We start from the raw sequence: 17566 nt of genomic DNA, 5'->3' as shown, positions 1-17566 counted from the left end.
CTTCCTCGGGTCTCGGACGCCCCGATGTCGGCTGCGCCTGGGCGAGGCAGTGTCCTGGCTCCCGGATCAGCGCGGAACTCCGGCCTTCCCAGGCGGCAGCGCCCGGTGGCTCGCGGGGGAGATCCGCTCCCCGGTCACAGTGGCGCCGACCGCACCGGTGTCGCACCGGTTTCCTGACCTGCCCTGGCTGGGACCAGCGAGCATCGTCGCATCCCCGCGACGGGCGAGGAACCGGCGCGGCTCGCTCAGCGCGGCGAACCCGGGTATCGGTGCATGTCGACGTGCGGGATGCCGTCTTCGAGATACTCCTCACCCGAGGGTTCGAACCCGAATCCGCGGTAGAACTCCAGCGCGTAGGTCTGCGCGGACAGCGTCGCCGGCGCGCGCTGGATCTCGGCGAGCGCGGCGCGCATCAGCTTGCGCCCGAGCCCGAGGCCGCGGGCGTCCTTGGCGGTGGCGACGCGGCCGATGCGGAAGGTGCCGTCGGGGTCTTCGAGCAGGCGCAGGTAGCCGAGCACGTAGCCGTCGGCGGAGTCGATCCAGAAGTGCCTGGTGGTGGTCTCCAGGTCCCGGCCGTCCAGTTCCGGGTAGGCGCACTGCTGCTCGACCACGAACACGTCCACGCGCAAGCGGAGCATGCGGTAGAAGTCCTCGGCGTCGAGGTCGGCCGTGTAGGCGCGGTGGACGGCGGTGGCGAGCGGTTGCAGGGTCACCCCAACGGGATATCACATTCCGGCTACGACACCCGGGGTCACCTGCGGTGGAAGTAGCGCACACCACGTCCCGCGCGCCCGGGCGCGCGGGCCTCGGAGCGGGTCGGTGCTGCGCACGGCGACCGGTGCACCGCCGCGGCGCGAGCACCGGGCGGCACCGGCCCGTCCCGCGGTGCGGGACGCCGGGTTCAGAGCCGCGCGGCGACGTCGTCGGCGACCCCGGAGATCCGGGTGTACACGCCGGGTGTTCCGGGACGTCCGCAGCCAGTGCCGTAGGAGACGACGCCGATCAGCCTGCCGTCGGCGACGAGCGGTCCGCCGGAGTCCCCGGCGCACGCGTCCCGGCCGCCTTCGGGCGGGCCCGCGCAGACCCGCGTCCCCGGCTCGTAGCCCGGGTAGGCGGCGCGGCAGTCGGCGTCCGCGCTGATCGGCACCTCGACGGACTGCAGCGTCGCCGAGGTGGGCCCGTTCTCGGTGGTGCGCCCCCAGCCGTGCACCCGCGCCGGGGTGCCGGGCCGGTAGCGGGCGGTCTCGTCGGCCCCGGCCATCGGCAGCGGTCGTTCGCGCACCGGTGCGGCCAGCGTCAGCACCGCCACGTCGTGCCCGCCGGTGACGTCGCGGAACTCGGGATGCACCCAGACGTCGCCGACGGGCGTGTCGGCGCCGCCGGTGGTGCGCAGGTCGGGGCGGCCGGTGACGGCGCGCAGCTCCGCCGCGTCGTGGCCGTCCACGCAGTGCGCGGCGGTGACCACCTTGATCTCGGTGACGAGGGTGCCGCCGCAGAACTGGCGCCCGGCCTGGTCGGTGAGCGCGACCACCCAGGGCGCCGCGCGTTCGTCGGTGCCGCCGAGCACGCGTTCCTGCGCGGGGTCGGCGGCGGCCGGTGCGGCGAGCGCGGCGGTGGCCGCGGTGGCGGCGGCAGCGCCTCCGGCGGCGATCCGGGCGAGCGGGCTGGATCGGTCGGGCACGGCTGCCTCCTGGACGTGCGGCGTCGTTCGGCGGCACACGGTAGCGGCCCGATCACGCCGGGATGACGAGGGCGAGCTCACATCGGCTCATGATAATTTTTCGTTAAGATGGACTTAGGCGGGAAAAAATTCGGAACACTGCTTCGGCAGAGGTGGTTCGTCCCGCCCACTCAGTCAAGATCTCCGGTGCCCGCGACGACGCGGAACCGAGATCACCCCCGATCCGGTGAAACCTCGACCAGTGGGCCGCGCGCTCACCGGCGCCTCCGCGCGCGCGTCGACCAGGCAAGGAGCGAACTCGTCATGCTGCTGGACCCCACGACCCTGCCGGCGTTCCTGCTCGCCAGCGCAGTGGTGGTGCTGACGCCCGGGGTGGACGCGTTCCTGATCTTGCGGACGTCGCTGCGGCAGGGGATCGGCGCCGGGCTGCGAGCGCTGGCGGGCATCCACGCGGCGAGCATCCTGCAGGTGGCGCTGGTGATCTGCGGGCTCGGCGCGGTGATCACCAGCCACCCGGCGGTGCTGGCGGCGCTGAAGTGGGCCGGCGCCGCGTACCTGGTGTACCTCGCCGCGATGATCGTGCGCGGGTTGTGGCTCACCCGCGCCGAGACCGGCGACGGCCTCTCCGGAGGCGGCGCCACGACCCGGCCGTTCTGGCAGGGCCTGCTGAGCAACATCACGAACCCGAAGATGCTGCTGTTCAGCCTGGCCTTCCTGCCGCAGTTCGTGGGTTCGGCGGCGAACCCGACGCTGCAACTGGTGCTGCTGGGCGCGGTGTTCCTGGTGCTGGCGGCGATCTGGGAGGTCACCATCGTGCTGGGCGCGGCCCGCATCGCCGACCGGCTGCGCCGCCCGCGCTTCGCCCGCTCCCTGGACGTGATCAGCGCGGCGGCCTTCCTCACCATCTCCGCGGGTCTCGTCGCGGCCTGACCCCGCAGCAGAACGGCCCGCTCGACCGCGCGGTGCGGTCGAACGGGCCGTGCGCCTCGGTGGTGGGGGGGGATCAGCGGAGCTGGGCCTGGACTTCGTCGTGGTAGGCGCCGAGCCTCGTGTAGACGCCGGGCTGGCCGGGGCGGGCGCAGCCGTTGCCCCAGGACACGATGCCGATCAGCTTGTCCCCGGCCACGAGCGGTCCGCCGGAGTCGCCCTGGCAGCTGTCCTCCCCGCCTCCGGGGAGCCCGGCGCACACCTGGCCTCGCGGGTCGTACTGCCCGCCGTAGGCGCGGCTGCAGTCCTGGTCGCTGGTGATCGGCGGGTGCGCCTGGCGGAGCGTGCTGGACGGCGAGCCGCCTTCGGTGGTGGTCCCCCAGCCCAGGACGGTGGTGGCTCCGCCCGGCCGGTACTCGGGGAGGTCGCCCGCCGTCGCGATGGGCAGCGGGGTCGCGGTGACGTCGCGGTCCAGCGTGAGCACGGCGACGTCGGCACCGCTGCTGGCGTTCTGGAAGTCGGGGTGCACCCACACGTCCCGGACGGCGGTCTCGGTGCCCTCGTCGCTGTTCTTGTCGTCGCGGCCGGAGACGACGGTGATCTCCGGCGGCGCACCCCCGGTGACGCAGTGCGCGGCGGTGATGACCTTGTTCGCGGCCGCGATGGTGCCGCCGCAGAACTGGTTGCCCGCCGAGTCGGTGAGGTACACGACCCACGGGTACTCGCTGGTGCTGGCGTACTCGCCGCCGACGATCCGGGTGCTGATCGGCGCGGCGGCGGGCTCGTCGGCGGCGGTCCCGGCCCCGGCGGGGGTCGTGATCGCGACAGTGGCCAGCGCGGCCGCGGCGAGTGTTCCGGCTGCCGACCACCACCGGGTGTGGGTCCGCCGTGTGCGTGTCATCCCGCTGCTCTCCATCCCCCGGAGCCCCTGCGGCGCGGTCGGGGTGACCGGCCCGCCTCCGGCTCGTGCCAGTGTCGCGGAGGGAGCCGATCACGGCCCGGTCATCGTCCACAACGGCCGAACGTCGTTACCTGATCAGGTGATGCATCGGGAGAAAACCGCTCGGCGGCAGCATCAGACCAAGTCCACTTCGGACGGTCGCACGGGCGGCACCGGCCGGTGTTCGCGCAGCCTGCGGGCCACGGCGGCGACCCGCTCCAGCAGTTCCACCGGATCACCCGTCCCCCCTTCGGCGCCCATCTCCTCGGCCCGCCGCAGCCGGTTCGGAGTCACCCGCGCGACGGAGAAGATCACCGGACCGGCGTAGTCCCGGCGCCGCGCGAACCGGCGGCGGAGCGGATTTCCGGCGCACGAGCGCGGTCAGTGCTCGGCGAGGACCTCGCGGATCAGGTCGCCCGCCGCGTCGGGGGCGTGGGCGAGCCGCACGATGTCCCGCAGCACCTCCCGGTAGGAACTCACGGTCCGCTCGGAATCCAGGAATGCGGGACCGTGCTGGTTCTCCACGTACACCACGTCCGGCTCTCCGTCATATTCCAGAAGAAGGAATGACCCCTGCAATCCCGGATAGGCGCCCACGGAACGCGGCACCACTCGCAGGCAGACGTGATCGGATTCCATCATCACCAGCAGGTGCAGCAGCTGCCGCTTCATCACCCCCCGGCCGCCGATCGGGCGGCGCAACGCGGATTCCTCCAGCACCGCGTGGAACAACGGCGCGCGGGAACGGCTCAGAATGATCTGCCGCGCCATCCGGGTCGCGATCAGATCGTCCAGTTCGTCCTCGCAACGCCCGGGTTCCATCCCCGAGATGACGGCCCGCGCGTATTCCGCGGTCTGCAGCAGGCCCGGGATCAGCATCGGTTCGAAACTGTGCATCCGGACCGCTTTGCTCTCGTAGTCGAGGAAATCCCGCCAGCGGGCGGGGGCCGCGGACGGCCGCTGCCACCAGGCGGAGCGGCCCGCGTTGCGCGCCAGCTCCACCAGCGCGGTGCGCTCCCGCTCCCCCACCTGGTAGAGCCGCAGCAGCGCGGTGACGTCGTCGAGCTGCACCCCGCTGGCGCCGGTCTCGATCCGGCTGATCTTGCTGCCCGAGACGCCCAGCCGGGCCCCCGCCGCCGTGCAGCTGAGCCCGGCGCGCTCGCGGTGGCGGCGGAGTTCCGCGGCCACCTGGCGCGAACGGACCGAAGTGTGGCGATTTCCCGGCATGACTGCGCTATCCCCCAGCATCGACATCCCTGGGCCGGCATCGGCGGAACCCGGACTTTTCCGGTACCGGCGACGACGGCGCATTGGACAGGTCCACCACCGGTTTCGGGGGCGGTTTCCCCTGCTGTTCCGAATCCGGCCGACCGATTCTCGCATTCGGCTTCCGAGCGGTTTCCGGTAGCCGCTCGAAGAACCGGTCATCGTCGTTGTGGGACGTCCGCCCGAAATTGTCCCGGATCCGCTCGACCGCGGTCGCCGACGTGGAGATCGGCGCGCACCGGACCATGATCCCGAGCCTGGCGGGCAGCGACAATAACTCGATCAAGTGAACGCTTGCACGGGTTGCATCAAGGGGGTGACGGAGTGGCGCGGATCGCCCCGCGCGCGAGGCCGCGCACGTGCCCGCGCAGGCCCCACTAGGCTGCGACCGGACGATCCCGAAGATCGTCCGACCCCGCCGCGCCCGCCGAGGAGGAGACGAATGAGCCTGCAACGCCCGATCGACCCGGACCCGTACTCGCTGCTGCCCGAGGTCCCCGCGTTCACGCTCACCTCCAAGGACGTCGCCGCCGACGAGCAGCTGGACCTCGCGCACGTCCACAGCGGGATGGGAGCGGGCGGCGGGAACCGCTCCCCGCAGCTGAGCTGGGAGGGCTTCCCCGCCGGGACGCAGAGCTTCGTGGTCACCTGCTTCGACCCGGACGCCCCGATCCCGGGCGGGTTCTGGCACTGGACGCTGGTGGACGTGCCCGCCGCGGTGACCGAGCTGGCCACCGACGCCGGTTCCGCCACGGGCTCGGGCGTGCCCGCCGGCGCGTTCCAGGTGCCGAACGACCTCGGCGAGCGCGCCTACGCGGGCGCCGCGCCGCCGCCCGGAGACCGGCCGCACCGCTACCTGTTCGCGGTGCTCGCGCTGGACGTGCCCACGCTGGGGCTGAACGACCAGGTGACGCCCGCGGTCGTCAACTTCACCGCGCTCGGCCACGTCCTGGGCCGCGCGGTGCTGTCCACCACCTACGCGCACTGACCGCCACCAGGAGGTCCCGGTGAGCATCCGGGTGCTGCCCGCGGTGGCCGCCGTCCTGGTGGCGGTGGCGCTGGTGGTGCTGCTGTTCGTGCCCTACGTGGCCCGCGAGCACCGCAAGCGCGGCGAGCTGCGGCCCGGCGCGCTGCTGCTGTTCGTGGCCGCGGTGCTCTACGCGCTCGGCCTGGTGGCGTACGTGCTGGTGCCGCTGCCGCCGATCGGCCCCGGGTTCTGCGAGGCGTTCGGCGACCTGCGGCCGCAGTGGCGGCCCTTCGCCGGGTTCGACGAGGTCCGGCGGCCCGGCGGCCTGACCGAGCTGACCGGGCTGGTCGCGGATCCCGCGGTGCAGCAGTTCGGGTTCAACGTGCTGCTGTTCGTGCCGCTGGGCATGTTCGTGCGCTACCTGCTGCGGGAGGGCTTCGGCGGCACCGCGCTCGCCGGGTTCATGGTGTCGCTGGCGGTGGAGCTCACCCAGCTCACCGGGATCTGGTTCCTGTACCCGTGCCCGTACCGGCTGTTCGACGTGGACGACCTGATCGCGAACACCTCGGGCGCGGTGCTGGGGGCGCTGCTGGCACCGGTGCTGCGGCTGGTCCCCGGTCAGCGCGGCGCCGCCGGGTCCGGGGAGCCGCGGCCGGTCGGGAGCTACCGCCGGTTGCTGGGGATGCTCTGCGACCTGCTGCTGCTGTGGTGGCTGGGCCTGGCGCTGGCCCGCGGCGCGGACCTGCTGCTGCGGGTCGCCGAGGTGCGGCCGCCCGTCGCGGCGCAGGCCTGGTCGGAGGCGGCGGCGCTGTGGTTCGCGCCCGCCGTGCTGCTCCTGATCGCCACCGCGGCGGGGCGCGGCAGCTCGCTCGGCCAGCACGCGGTGCTGCTGCGCGTCGTCGTCGACGGGCGGCGCCCCGGGTGGCGCGCGGTGCTGCGGCGCTGGCTGGTGGGCCTGGGCGGTCTGGCCCTCGTCGAGGGCGTGCTCGCGGTGCTGTGGCCCGTGGCGGGGCTCCCGGTCGCGGTGGTGTGGTGCGCGGTGCACGCGCTGGCCGTGCCGCGCAGCGCGCGGTGCCGCGGGTTGAGCGGGAAGGTCGCGGGCACCGAGCTGGTGGACGCCCGCGCGCTCACCGCGACCGACCGCTGATCCGCCGCCCGCTCGACGACGGGGGCCGCGCGGTCCACTTCGGACGGTGAACGCCGCTCCCGCGGAGCCCCGGACGACCGCTGCGCCGCCGGTCCCCCGCGTCCCCGGAGCCGGGGAGCGCGCGCAGCGGCGGCGCGGTCGTGGCCGCGGGCGGTCACGCGGTGGCCTGGTCGCCGTCCAGCCGCGGCGCCGGGCCCTCCGCCGGCCGGAGCGCGTTCTTGCGGGCCTGGGAGCGGCCGATCACGAACCACAGGGCCGCGCCCAGCAGCGGCGCCATCACGACGATCAGCACCCACACCGCCTTCGTCGTGCCGTCCGCCTCGGCGCGGTACAAGCTCACCAGCGCGCCGATGACCAGCGCGGCCAGGCCGAGCGCGATCAGCGCGCCGACCGCCAGCACCACCCAGCCCCACACCTGCGAGGGCTGCTCGGCGGCGGTCTGGGCGAGGGAACGGGTGACCTCGGACTTCAACATCGGATTCGTCCTTCCGGGAGTGCTTCGGGAGCGGACCGCGGTCGCGGTGCCCGCCGGCTCGACTTCCGCCGTTCGCCGACGAGATCCATGGTGCGCCGCGAGGAGGCCCGCGCACGTCGTCGAACCGGCTCGTCCCGACTTGGCCCGAAGTAGTACGCCGCCCTGACCGGAAGCGGGACGCGATCGGCGGAGCCCGTCGGCCAACCTCGTCACCGGAGAGGAGCAGCATGATCGGACACCTGGTGCCGGACGACGAAGACGACGCCTACCGTGGTCGGGTGCGCGAACGAGGGAAGTGGGCCAGCCGGCTGGCCTGGTGGGACGGCAAGTTCAGATCCCTGCTGCTCGATCTGCTGATCGCGGTGGCGGCGGTGGCCATGCCCGACGATCCGGAGATCTGGCAGCAGTGGGTGCTGGTACCGGCGAACGCGGTGCTGTTCGCCGGACTGCTGGTGCGCAGGCGCTTCCCGTGGATCGCGGTGCTGGCGGCGGCCGCCATCTCGGTGCTGTCCGGGACGGCGGACCAGAGCATGGCCGTCGTGATCGCGCTGTACACGATGGCGAAGCAGCGCGGCCCGGTCGCCTCCACCTGGGGCGCGGCGGCGATCGTCGCGGTGGCGCAGCTGACCCGCATGCTGCTCATGGCCAACGAGAGCCTGTGGTCGAGCGGCATGCTGGGCGTGCTGCTGGGGTTGGGCGCGATGCTGACCGGCTTCGTCGGGATGCCGACGCTGCTGGGCTTGTGGCTGTACCAGCGCCGGGACCTGCTGCGCTCGCTGCGGGAGCGGGCGGTGCAGGCCGAGCGGGAGCGGGACCTGCTGGCGGAGCGCGCGGTCGGCGCCGAACGCCGCCGCATCGCCCGCGAGATGCACGACGTGGTGGCGCACCGGGTCAGCGTCATCTCGCTGCAGGCGGGCGCGCTCACGATGACCGCCGCGGACGAGCGCACCGAGCAGGTCGCCGAGGTGATCCGGGTGTCGAGCTCGGCCGCGCTCAGCGAGCTGCGGGAGATGCTGCGCGCGCTGCGCGACGACGCCGAGAACCCGGGCGGCGACCACGCGGCCCCCACCTTGGAGGGGGTGCGCGAGCTGGTCGCGGATTCGGTGGCGGCGGGCGCGGACATCACGCTGGACATGCCGGCGGAGCTGCCGGAGGCCTCCACCGCCGTCGGCCGCGCCGCCTACCGGGTGGTGCAGGAGGCCTTGACGAACGCGGGCAAGCACGCCCCCGGTTCGCCGGTGCGCGCGTCGGTCGCCGTCGGGCCGGACGGGCTCGCGGTGGAGGTGGTGAACGCGCGCGGCACGGGCACCACGGTGGTGGAGGGCTCCGGCTACGGCCTGATCGGCATGCGCGAGCGGGTCACCCTCGCCGGCGGCACCTTGCAGGTGGGCCGCACCGACGAGGACGGCTACCGGGTGCGGGCGGAGTTCCCGGTGCTGGAGCCCGCCGCCGCGTCCTGACGCGCCCGGTCCCGGGACACCGTGATCCGGTGCGGACCGGACTTGGATACCGTGGGCCCGGCAACGCAGTCGGGCACGGGGGAGTCACGTGGGCATCAGGGTGGTCCTGCTGGAGGACGAGGAACTGGTGCGCGGCGGGATCCGGCTCATCCTCGAATCCGACCCGGGCATCGAGGTGGCCGCGGAGGCCGCCGACGGTTCGGGGGTGGTGGAGCTGATCGCGAAGCACCGCCCGGACGTGGTGGTCACCGACATCCAGATGCCGCGGGTCGACGGCCTGGAGGTGACCAAGCGGGTCGCCGCGCTGCCGGATCCGCCCGCGGTGCTGGTGCTCACGACGTTCGACGTGGACGAGTACGTGCACGCCGCGCTGCAGGCGGGGGCGTCCGGGTTCCTGCTCAAGGACACCCCGCCGCGGGAGCTGGCGGCGGCGGTGCACACGGTGGCCTCCGGGGAGGCGATGCTCTCGCCGCGGATCACCAAGCGGCTGCTCGGCGCGTTCGCGGCGGGCAAGGAGAACTCGGACGCGCGCCGGAGGATCGACCAGCTGACCCCGCGCGAGCGGGAGGTGGCGGTCTCGGTGGCGCAGGGCCTGAGCAACGCGGAGATCGCCGCGCACCTGTACATGAGCCCGTCCACGGTGAAGGTCCACCTCGGCCGGATCATGGGCAAGCTCGGCGCCGCGAACCGCACCCAGGTCGCGATCGTCACCCACGACGCCGGCCTGGTCTGAACCCGGCCGGACGAGCGGCGCGCGGCGGCGGTCAGCGCCGCCGGGGGACGACCAGCCCGGATTCGTAGGCGACGACCACGGCCTGCGCCCGGCTGGACACCCCGAGCTTCGTCATGGCCCGGTTCACGTGCGTCTTCACCGTGCCCTCGCTGAGCACCAGGTGCTCCGCGATCTCGGCGTTGGTGGCGCCGGTGGCGATGAGCCGCAGCACGGCCAGTTCCCGCTGGGTGAGGCCGGACAGCTGGACGGGGATCCCGGAGCCGGGCGGCGGCACCCGCATGTAGGTCTCCACGAGCCGCCGGGTGATGGTGGGGCCGAACAGCATTCCGCCGTCGGCGACGGTGCGCACCCCGGTGAGCAGCGTTTCCGGCGGGCTGTCCTTGAGCAGGAACCCGGAGGCCCCGGCCCGCAGCGCCGCGTACACGTAGTCGTCGAGGTCGAAGACGGTGAGCACCAGGATCCCGGGCCGCGGTGGTTCGGCGGCGTCGAGGATGAGCTCGGTGGCGCGCACCCCGTCCACCTCGGGCAGCCGCAGGTCCATCAGCACCACGTCGGGCCGCAGCCGCGCGGCGAGGTCGACGGCTTCGCGTCCGTTGGCGGCCTCACCGACGACGTCGATGCCGTCGGTGGCGCGCAGCAGCGCGGCGAACGCGGCGCGCAGCAGGTCCTGGTCGTCGACGACGAGCACGCGGATCATGCGGTGCTCCCCCGGCCGATCGGCACCCGGCGGCCCGGTGCGCGGCCGGTCAGCTCTCGGCGCGCGGGATGCGCAGCACCACTTGGAAGCCGCCTTCGGGACGACGTCCGGTCTCCACGCTGCCGCCGTACATCTTCGCCCGTTCGCACATGCCGATCAAACCGTGCCCGGAGGGCTTGCGGTTCTTCGGGGGCGGTGCGCCGTGGTCCCGGATCCGCACGGTCACCGCGTCGGGGTGGTGGTGCACGTGGACTTCGGCGGTGGCGGTGGGCGCGTGCTTGAGCACGTTGGTGAGGGCCTCCTGCACGACGCGGTAGGCGCACAGCTCGGCACCGGGCGACAGCGCCCGCGGTTCCCCTTCGACCCGCAGTTCAACCGGTACCCCGGACGAGCGGACCCGTTCGAGCAGCACCGGTAGTTCGTCGAGACCGGGTTGCGGCAGGAACCGGGTGCCGCCGCCGGGCGGTTCTTCGAGGCTGGGCCGCAGCACGCGCAGCAGCCTGCCGAGCTCGTCGAGCGAGCTGGAGGTGGTGGCCGAGATGGTCCCGAGCGCTTCGCGGGCGGTCTCCAGGTCGGAGTCGAGCACGTAGCGGGCGAGGCTGGCCTGCACGGCCACCACGGACAGGTGGTGGGCGACGACGTCGTGCAGTTCGTGCGCGATGCGCATCCGTTCTTCGGTGACGGCGCGCTCGGCTTCCAGGTCGCGTTCGTGCCGGAGCCGTTCGGCCTGCCTGCCGCGGATCCGGATCGCCTGGCCGAGCGCGAGCGCGATCACCGCCTGGGTGCTGCCGAACAGCAGCCCGGCGAACAGGTCGGTGGTCCACCGGAAGTGGGCGAGGCCCGCGACGGCACCGCTGCTGATGACGAGGACGCCTGCCGCGGTGAGCGGCGCGGAGCGCGTCAGCGGGTGGTGGACGCCGACGGTGTAGATGGCGACGAGCGGCCCGAGCAGCCCGAGCGAGGTCTTGCAGCCGGTGCTGTAGAACACGCACAGCGCCGCCGCGACCACGGCCAGCACGAGCACCGGGTACCGCCTGCGCAGCGCCAGTGGCGCGCCGCCGAGCACGGCCGCGGTGTGGGCGACCGGCCCGGGATCGCCGCTGTCGAGCACGTCGCCCGGGGGACGTGCCCAGCAGCGCCAGGTAGGTGACGAAGACCGCGAGCACCGCGTCGGCGATCCGCGGGTACCGCTGCGGCAGCGCCGCCCACCGTGCTCCGTCCACCACGGGAACCTAACCGCCCGCCCGCCGGGCCCCGCCGCGAGGCGGTGCGGGCGGTCCGCGCGGCGGTGCGGGTTGCTGCGGGTGGCGCAACGCGGCGGCGAGCCGGTCTCGCCGATCTCGCGGGTTCTGCCGCGAATTCGTGTGCTGGACCGGCCTTCCGGGGAGTTCCGGGGTGGTGCTCGGCTAGTTTTTTGGCGGGTTCCTACAAAGTCTCGGCTCCGGCATGCGCCGGTGCGGACATTGGTACACCCGCGTGTGACGGAGCAGTGTGTAGGGCAGGTGCAGGCGACGCTCCGGGGACGGGACGTCGCCTGTTGTGCGTGGCAATCAGGAGGCTCATCCGGTGTTCAGTCGTGTCGCCATCGTCAACCGTGGAGAGGCTGCGATGCGGCTCATCCACGCCGTGCGGGATCTGTCCGCGGAGACCGGCAAGCGGGTGGAGACGGTCGCGCTCTACACCGACGCCGACCGGACCGCGACGTTCGTGCGGGAGGCCGATGTGGCCTACTCGCTGGGCCCGGCTTCGGCCCGGCCCTACTTGGACCACGCGGTGCTGGAGCGGGCGCTGCTGGAGACCGGCGCGGACGCGGCCTGGGTGGGCTGGGGATTCGTCGCCGAGGACCCGGCGTTCGCGGAGGTCTGCGAGCGGATCGGCGTGACGTTCATCGGCCCGAGCGCGGAGGCGATGCGCAGGCTCGGCGACAAGATCGGCGCGAAGCTGCTGGCCGAGGAGGTCGGCGTGCCGGTGGCGCCGTGGTCCCGCGGCGAGGTGGCGTCCGCGGCGGAGGCGCTGGCCGCGGGTGAGCGGATCGGCTACCCGCTGATGCTGAAGGCGACCGCGGGCGGCGGCGGTCGCGGCATCCGCAAGGTGACCTCGGCGGCGGACCTGGCGGACGCCTACGAGCGCACCAGCCAGGAGGCGCTGCGCTCCTTCGGTTCCGGCGTGGTGTTCCTGGAGCGCCTGGTGACCGGCGCCCGCCACGTGGAGGTGCAGGTCATCGCGGACGGCCAGGGCACCGCGGTGGCGCTGGGCGTGCGGGACTGCTCGGTGCAGCGGCGCAACCAGAAGATCATCGAGGAGTCGGCCTCGCCGGTGCTCTCCCCGGAGCAGACCGCGGAGCTGAAGGCCTCGGCGGAGCGGCTGGCGCTGGCGGTGGACTACCGCGGCGCGGGCACCGTGGAGTTCCTGTACCACCCGGGCGAGGAGCTGTTCGCGTTCCTGGAGGTCAACACCCGCCTGCAGGTCGAGCACCCGATCACCGAGATCACCACCGGCACCGACCTGGTGAAGCTGCAGCTGCACGTGGCCGCGGGCGGCTCGCTGGACGGGCTGTGCGCCTCGGAGAGCGGGCACGCGGTGGAGGCGCGGCTCAACGCCGAGGACCCGGACCGCGACTTCGCCCCCTCCCCCGGGCGCATCGCGCGCCTGCTGCTGCCCGCCGGCCCGGGCATCCGGGTGGACACCGGGGTGTCGGAGGGCGACACGATCCCCGCGGACTTCGACTCGATGATCGCGAAGATCATCGCGTTCGGGCGGGACCGGGACGAGGCGCTGGCCCGGCTGCGCCGCGCGATGGCCGAGACCACGGTGATCATCGACGGCGGGGCGACGAACAAGAGCTTCGTGCTGGACCTGCTGGACCAGCCGGAGGTGATCGACGGCAGCGCCGACACCGGCTGGATCGACCGGGTGCGCGAGGACGGCCGGCTGGTGCTGCACCGGCACTCGGCGATCGCGCTGGCCGCGGCGGCCATCGAGGCCTACCAGGACGAGGAGGAGGCGGCGCGGCAGCGGCTGCTGTCCACCGCGTTCGGCGGCAGGCCGCAGGTGCAGCACGAGACGGGCCGCCCGCTGGACCTGAAGCTGCGCGGCGTCGGCTACCAGGTGGGCGTCGCCCGGGTCGGGCACAAGCGGTTCCGCGTCGCGATCTCCGGTGGCGGGCCGGTGCACCCGGCGGACGTGGAGATCGACCGCTTCGACGAGCACAGCGGCCGGATCACCGTGAACGGCCACCGGTTCCGCCTGGTCACCGGCACGCACGGCCCGATCCACCTGGTGGAGGTGGACGGGGTAGCGCACCGGATCACCCGGGACGAGGGCGGCGTGGTCCGCTCCCCCGCGCCCGCGCTGGTGGTGGCGACTCCGCTGGCCGTCGGCGACGAGGTCGAGGCGGGCGCGCCGATCCTGGTGCTGGAGAGCATGAAGATGGAGACCGTGCTGCGGGCGTCGTTCCGGGCGCGGGTGCGGGAGCTGCCGGTGTCCACCGGCAGCCAGGTCGAGACGGGCGCGCCGCTGATGCGGCTGGAGCCGCTGGCCGACGACGACGCGGCCGAGGAGGCCGACGAGTCCGCGGCGGTGGACGTGGAGCTGCCCGCGGAGCCGACGAGCGTGTCGGCCGCGCAGCGCGCCGCCGCCGGATTGCGGGACCTGCGCGGTCTGCTGCTCGGCTTCGACGTGGATCCGCAGGACGGCGAGCGGGTGCTCAGCGGCTACCTGGCGGCGCGCACCGAGCCGGACGCGGCGCCCGGGGTGACCGAGGGCGAGGTCGAGCTGCTGGGCGTGTTCGCGGACCTCTCGGAGCTGAGCCGGAACAAGCCGGCCGGGGACGTGGACGACGAGCCGGGTCCGGTGCACAGCCCGCGCGAGTACTTCCACAGCTACCTGCAGAGCCTGGACGTCGAGCGCGCCGGGGTCAGCAGCGGCTTCGAGGAGCGGTTGCGCCGGGTGCTGGCGCACTACGACGTGACGGACCTGGAGCGGACGCCGGAGCTGGAGTCGGCGGTGTTCCGGATCTTCCTGGCGCAGCAGCGCGCCGCCTCCGACGTGAAGATCATCTCGGCGTTGCTGCGGCGCTGGATCGCCGAGCCGCCGCCCGCGAAGGAGCTGCGGGAGCGCGCCGGGCTGGCGCTGGAGCACGTCATCAAGGCCACCCAGGTGCGCTTCCCCGCGGTGTCGGACCTGGCGCGCGGCGTGGTGTTCCGCTGGTTCGCGCAGCCGCTGCTGCGCCGCACCCGCGCCGAGGTGTACGCCGGGGTGCGCGCCGAGCTGCGCCACCTCGACGAGCACCCGGACGCCGCGGACCGCGCGGAGCGGATCGCGAAGATGGTCGCCAGCGCCGAGCCGCTGGTGCGGCTGCTCGGCCAGCGCATGGGCCGCGGCGGGCACGACCACACCCCGCTGCTGGAGGTGCTGACCCGCCGCTACTACGGCAACCGCGGGCTGTCCGGCGTCACGTCGCGGGAGGCCGCGGGCTGCCGGTTCGTCACCGCCGAGCACACCGGCGCCGAGGGCGTGACCCGGCTGGTCACCACGGCCGTCGACTTCGGCGAGCTGCCGGAGGCGGTGCGCGCGGTCGGCGAGCTGGCCGCGGACCGCCCGGACGGTGCGGACGTGGTCGCGGACCTGTACGTGAAGTGGGAGGGGCAGCCGGACGCGGACGCGGTGGCGGCCCGGCTCGGCGAGGTGCTGGCGGCGCAGCCGCTGCCCGCCGAGGTCGGCCGCATCACCACCACGGTCGCGGGCACCGGCGGTGCCGTGATGCACCACCACTTCACGTTCCGCCGCGACGAGCACGCCGGGTTCGCCGAGGACCGGCTGATCCGCGGCCTGCACCCGCTGATCGCGCAGCGGATGCAGCTGGAGCGGCTGCGCGAGTTCGACCTGACCCGGCTGCCGTCGGCGGACGAGGAGGTCTACCTGTTCAAGTGCGTCGCGCGGGAGAACCCGTCCGACGAGCGGCTGGTCGCGATGGCGCAGGTCCGGGACCTGACCCCGCTGCGCGACGCGGAGGGCCGGCTGGTGGCGCTGCCCGCGGTGGAGGACATTCTCGCCGGGTGCATGGACGCGATCCGCACGGTGCAGGCGCAGCGCCCGGCGAAGAAGCGCTTCGACACCAACCGGATCCTGATGTACGTGTGGCCGCCCACGGAGTTCACCTCGGACGAGCTGAACACGCTGGTGCAGCGGATCCTGCCGACGACGGCCGGCGCCGGGCTGGAGGAGGTCGTGTTCCTGTCCCGCCAGCGCGGGGAGAACGGCGAGCTCACCGACATGGCGGTGCGGATCGACCTGGCCGGTGGCCGCGAGCCGCGGCTGCACATCGAGGAGCCGTCCGCGGAGCCGGTGCTGCCGCTGGACGACTACCGGCAGAAGGTGCTGCGCGCGGCGCGCCGCGGCACCACCTACCCGTACGAGCTGACCGGGATGCTGGCCGGGGACGCGGGCGGTTTCGTCGAGCACGACCTGGACGAGGACGGCGTGCTGGTGCCGGTGGACCGGCCGCGCGGGAAGAACTCGGCGGCGATCGTGGCGGGCGTGGTCTCCACCCCGACCGAGCGTCACCCGGAGGGCGTGCGGCGCGTGGTGCTGCTGGGCGACCCGACGAAGGCGCTGGGCGCGTTGTCCGAACCGGAGTGCGCGCGGGTGATCGCGGCGCTGGACCTGGCGGAGCGGTTGCGGCTGCCGCTGGAGTGGTTCGCGCTGTCGGCGGGCGCCCGGATCTCGATGTCCTCGGGCACCGAGAACATGGACTGGGTGGCGGCCGCGCTGAAGCGGATCGTGCGGTTCACCCAGGACGGCGGCGAGATCAACATCGTGGTCGCGGGCATCACGGTCGGCGCGCAGCCGTACTGGAACGCCGAGGCGACGATGCTGATGCACACCAAGGGAATCCTGGTGATGACGCCCGATTCGGCGATGGTGCTCACCGGCAAGCAGTCGCTGGACTTCTCCGGCGGCGTGTCGGCGGAGGACAACTTCGGCATCGGCGGCTACGACCGGGTGATGGGGCCGAACGGCCAGGCGCAGTACTGGGCGCCGAACCTGCCCGCGGCGCGGGACGTGCTGATGGCGCACTACGACCACACCTACGTGGTGCCGGGCGAGTCGGCGCCGCGCGCGGCGGCGACGACCGACCCGGCGGACCGGGACGTCTCGCCCTACCCGCACGAGTACGGCGGCGACTTCAGCACGGTCGGCGAGATCTTCTCCGCCGAGCACAACCCGGACCGCAAGAAGCCCTTCGACATCCGCACGGTGATGCGCGCGCTGTCCGACCAGGACCACCCGGTGCTGGAGCGCTGGGCGGGCATGGCGGACGCGGACACGGCGGCGGTGCAGGACGTGCACCTGGGCGGGCACCCGGTGTGCCTGCTGGGCATCGAGTCCCGCTCGGTGCAGCGCCGCGGGTTCCCCCCCACCGACGGCCCGGACACCTACACGGCGGGCACGTTGTTCCCGCGGTCATCGAAAAAGGCGGCGCGGGCGATCAACGCGGCGTCGGGGAACCGGCCGCTGGTGGTGCTGGCGAACCTGTCCGGGTTCGACGGTTCGCCGGAATCGATGCGCAAGCTCCAGCTGGAGTACGGCGCGGAGATCGGCCGGGCGATCGTGAACTTCGACGGGCCGATCGTGTTCTGCGTGATCTCGCGGTACCACGGCGGCGCGTTCGTGGTGTTCTCGAAGGCGTTGAACCCGAACATGACGGTGCTGGCGCTGGAGGGTTCGTTCGCGTCGGTGCTGGGCGGCGCCCCGGCGGCGGCGGTGGTGTTCTCCGGTGAGGTGAACAACCGCACGGCGAACGATCCGCGGGTCACCGCGTTGCAGGCGAGCGCGGGCGAGGCGACGGGCGCGGAGCGGGCGGCGCTGCACGCGCAGCTGGCGGAGGTGCAGTCCTCGGTGCGGGCGGAGAAGCTCGGCGAGGTCGCCGCGGAGTTCGACCGGGTGCACAGCATCCAGCGCGCGGTGGAGGTCGGTTCGGTCGACGAGATCGTCAGCGTCGCCCAGCTGCGCCCCCGCATCATCGCCTCGATCGAACGAGGCCTGAACGGCTGACGGAAGCAGCGAACGGGGCCCGTGACCGGGAGGTCGCGGGCCCTGCTGCGTTCCTGCCGAAAGCGCCGAACGGCGAGCGCCCGCTGCACCGGTGCCGTCCGGTTGTCAGCGGCGAAGCCGCTGAGCGGCGACCCGGCACGCCACCGGCACCGCCGCGGGTTCTCAGCGGTTCCCTCGCGAGGACAGCGTTTTCGCCTGTGGCGGAGCCACCGGTGAA

Annotated in this window: 15 protein-coding genes and 1 riboswitch; of the genes, 7 read left to right on the top strand and 8 right to left on the bottom strand. The window is 73.5% G+C overall.

All coding sequences use genetic code 11. The features are described from left to right. Positions 1–47 precede the first annotated feature (47 nt). Positions 48–176, bottom strand: a riboswitch (cobalamin riboswitch). Positions 177–245: 69 nt separating this feature from the next. Next, a complete protein-coding gene (locus H1226_RS06275; protein ID WP_224956804.1) occupies positions 246–713 on the bottom strand; it encodes a GNAT family N-acetyltransferase in 468 nt (155 codons plus the stop codon). A gap of 188 nt (positions 714–901) precedes the next feature. Then, positions 902–1681 carry a S1 family peptidase gene (locus tag H1226_RS06270; protein WP_258347819.1) on the bottom strand — a complete coding sequence of 260 codons (780 nt, stop codon included), beginning with the start codon at positions 1679–1681 and terminating at the stop codon, positions 902–904. 303 nt (positions 1682–1984) lie between these two features. On the opposite strand from H1226_RS06270, the gene H1226_RS06265 reads away from it, so the two are divergent. Beyond that, the gene (locus tag H1226_RS06265) at positions 1985–2611 is read left to right on the top strand and encodes a LysE family translocator (RefSeq protein WP_224956808.1); all 627 of its coding nucleotides are present in this window, start codon (positions 1985–1987) and stop codon (positions 2609–2611) included. A gap of 73 nt (positions 2612–2684) precedes the next feature. Here the strand turns inward: H1226_RS06265 and H1226_RS06260 are convergent, their stop codons facing one another. The 3 genes from H1226_RS06260 to H1226_RS06250 form a co-directional block, all read right to left on the bottom strand. Beyond that, entirely contained in the window at positions 2685–3509 is an 825-nt protein-coding gene (locus H1226_RS06260; RefSeq protein WP_258347816.1) for a S1 family peptidase, read from the bottom strand. 174 nt (positions 3510–3683) lie between these two features. Beyond that, the gene (locus H1226_RS06255; RefSeq protein ID WP_258347815.1) at positions 3684–3863 is read right to left on the bottom strand and encodes a hypothetical protein; all 180 of its coding nucleotides are present in this window, start codon (positions 3861–3863) and stop codon (positions 3684–3686) included. Between the two features lie 66 nt (positions 3864–3929). Beyond that, entirely contained in the window at positions 3930–4736 is an 807-nt protein-coding gene (locus H1226_RS06250; RefSeq protein WP_224956811.1) for a helix-turn-helix domain-containing protein, read from the bottom strand. Positions 4737–4981: 245 nt separating this feature from the next. Between H1226_RS06250 and H1226_RS06245 the strand changes: the two genes are divergently transcribed. The 3 genes from H1226_RS06245 to H1226_RS06235 all read left to right on the top strand — a co-directional run bounded on the left by H1226_RS06245 (position 4982) and on the right by H1226_RS06235 (position 6928). Next, positions 4982–5104, top strand: coding sequence for a hypothetical protein (locus H1226_RS06245; protein ID WP_258347813.1), 123 nt, complete (start codon positions 4982–4984; stop codon positions 5102–5104). A gap of 152 nt (positions 5105–5256) precedes the next feature. Continuing rightward, positions 5257–5802 carry a YbhB/YbcL family Raf kinase inhibitor-like protein gene (locus H1226_RS06240; RefSeq protein ID WP_258347811.1) on the top strand — a complete coding sequence of 182 codons (546 nt, stop codon included), beginning with the start codon at positions 5257–5259 and terminating at the stop codon, positions 5800–5802. 19 nt (positions 5803–5821) lie between these two features. Beyond that, the gene (locus H1226_RS06235; RefSeq protein WP_258347809.1) at positions 5822–6928 is read left to right on the top strand and encodes a VanZ family protein; all 1107 of its coding nucleotides are present in this window, start codon (positions 5822–5824) and stop codon (positions 6926–6928) included. Between the two features lie 154 nt (positions 6929–7082). Here the strand turns inward: H1226_RS06235 and H1226_RS06230 are convergent, their stop codons facing one another. Then, a complete protein-coding gene (locus H1226_RS06230; RefSeq protein WP_258347807.1) occupies positions 7083–7403 on the bottom strand; it encodes a PLD nuclease N-terminal domain-containing protein in 321 nt (106 codons plus the stop codon). Between the two features lie 227 nt (positions 7404–7630). On the opposite strand from H1226_RS06230, the gene H1226_RS06225 reads away from it, so the two are divergent. Both H1226_RS06225 and H1226_RS06220 read left to right on the top strand, forming a co-directional pair. Further along, positions 7631–8863: a sensor histidine kinase gene (locus tag H1226_RS06225; RefSeq protein ID WP_225044732.1), complete on the top strand. Its 1233-nt coding sequence runs from the start codon at positions 7631–7633 to the stop codon at positions 8861–8863. 88 nt (positions 8864–8951) lie between these two features. After that, entirely contained in the window at positions 8952–9596 is a 645-nt protein-coding gene (locus H1226_RS06220) for a response regulator (RefSeq protein WP_224956815.1), read from the top strand. A gap of 31 nt (positions 9597–9627) precedes the next feature. Here H1226_RS06220 and H1226_RS06215 read toward each other — a convergent pair whose 3' ends face one another. Together H1226_RS06215 and H1226_RS06210 are read right to left on the bottom strand one after the other, a co-directional pair. Further along, entirely contained in the window at positions 9628–10293 is a 666-nt protein-coding gene (locus H1226_RS06215; RefSeq protein WP_224956816.1) for a response regulator, read from the bottom strand. A 49-nt stretch (positions 10294–10342) separates the two neighbouring features. Further along, positions 10343–11404: a sensor histidine kinase gene (locus tag H1226_RS06210; protein WP_258347804.1), complete on the bottom strand. Its 1062-nt coding sequence runs from the start codon at positions 11402–11404 to the stop codon at positions 10343–10345. A gap of 455 nt (positions 11405–11859) precedes the next feature. Here H1226_RS06210 and H1226_RS06205 point away from each other — a divergent pair, with 455 nt between their 5' ends. Continuing rightward, on the top strand, positions 11860–17349 hold the full coding sequence (locus H1226_RS06205) for an ATP-binding protein (protein ID WP_258347802.1): 5490 nt from the start codon (positions 11860–11862) through the stop codon (positions 17347–17349). Positions 17350–17566 lie beyond the last annotated feature (217 nt).

The sequence above is a fragment of the Saccharopolyspora gregorii genome, from assembly GCF_024734405.1.
GTDB classification, from domain to species: domain Bacteria; phylum Actinomycetota; class Actinomycetes; order Mycobacteriales; family Pseudonocardiaceae; genus Saccharopolyspora_C; species Saccharopolyspora_C gregorii.
The sequence above is the reverse complement of the archived record's forward strand: the minus strand, read 5'-3'. Positions and strand labels throughout refer to the sequence as shown.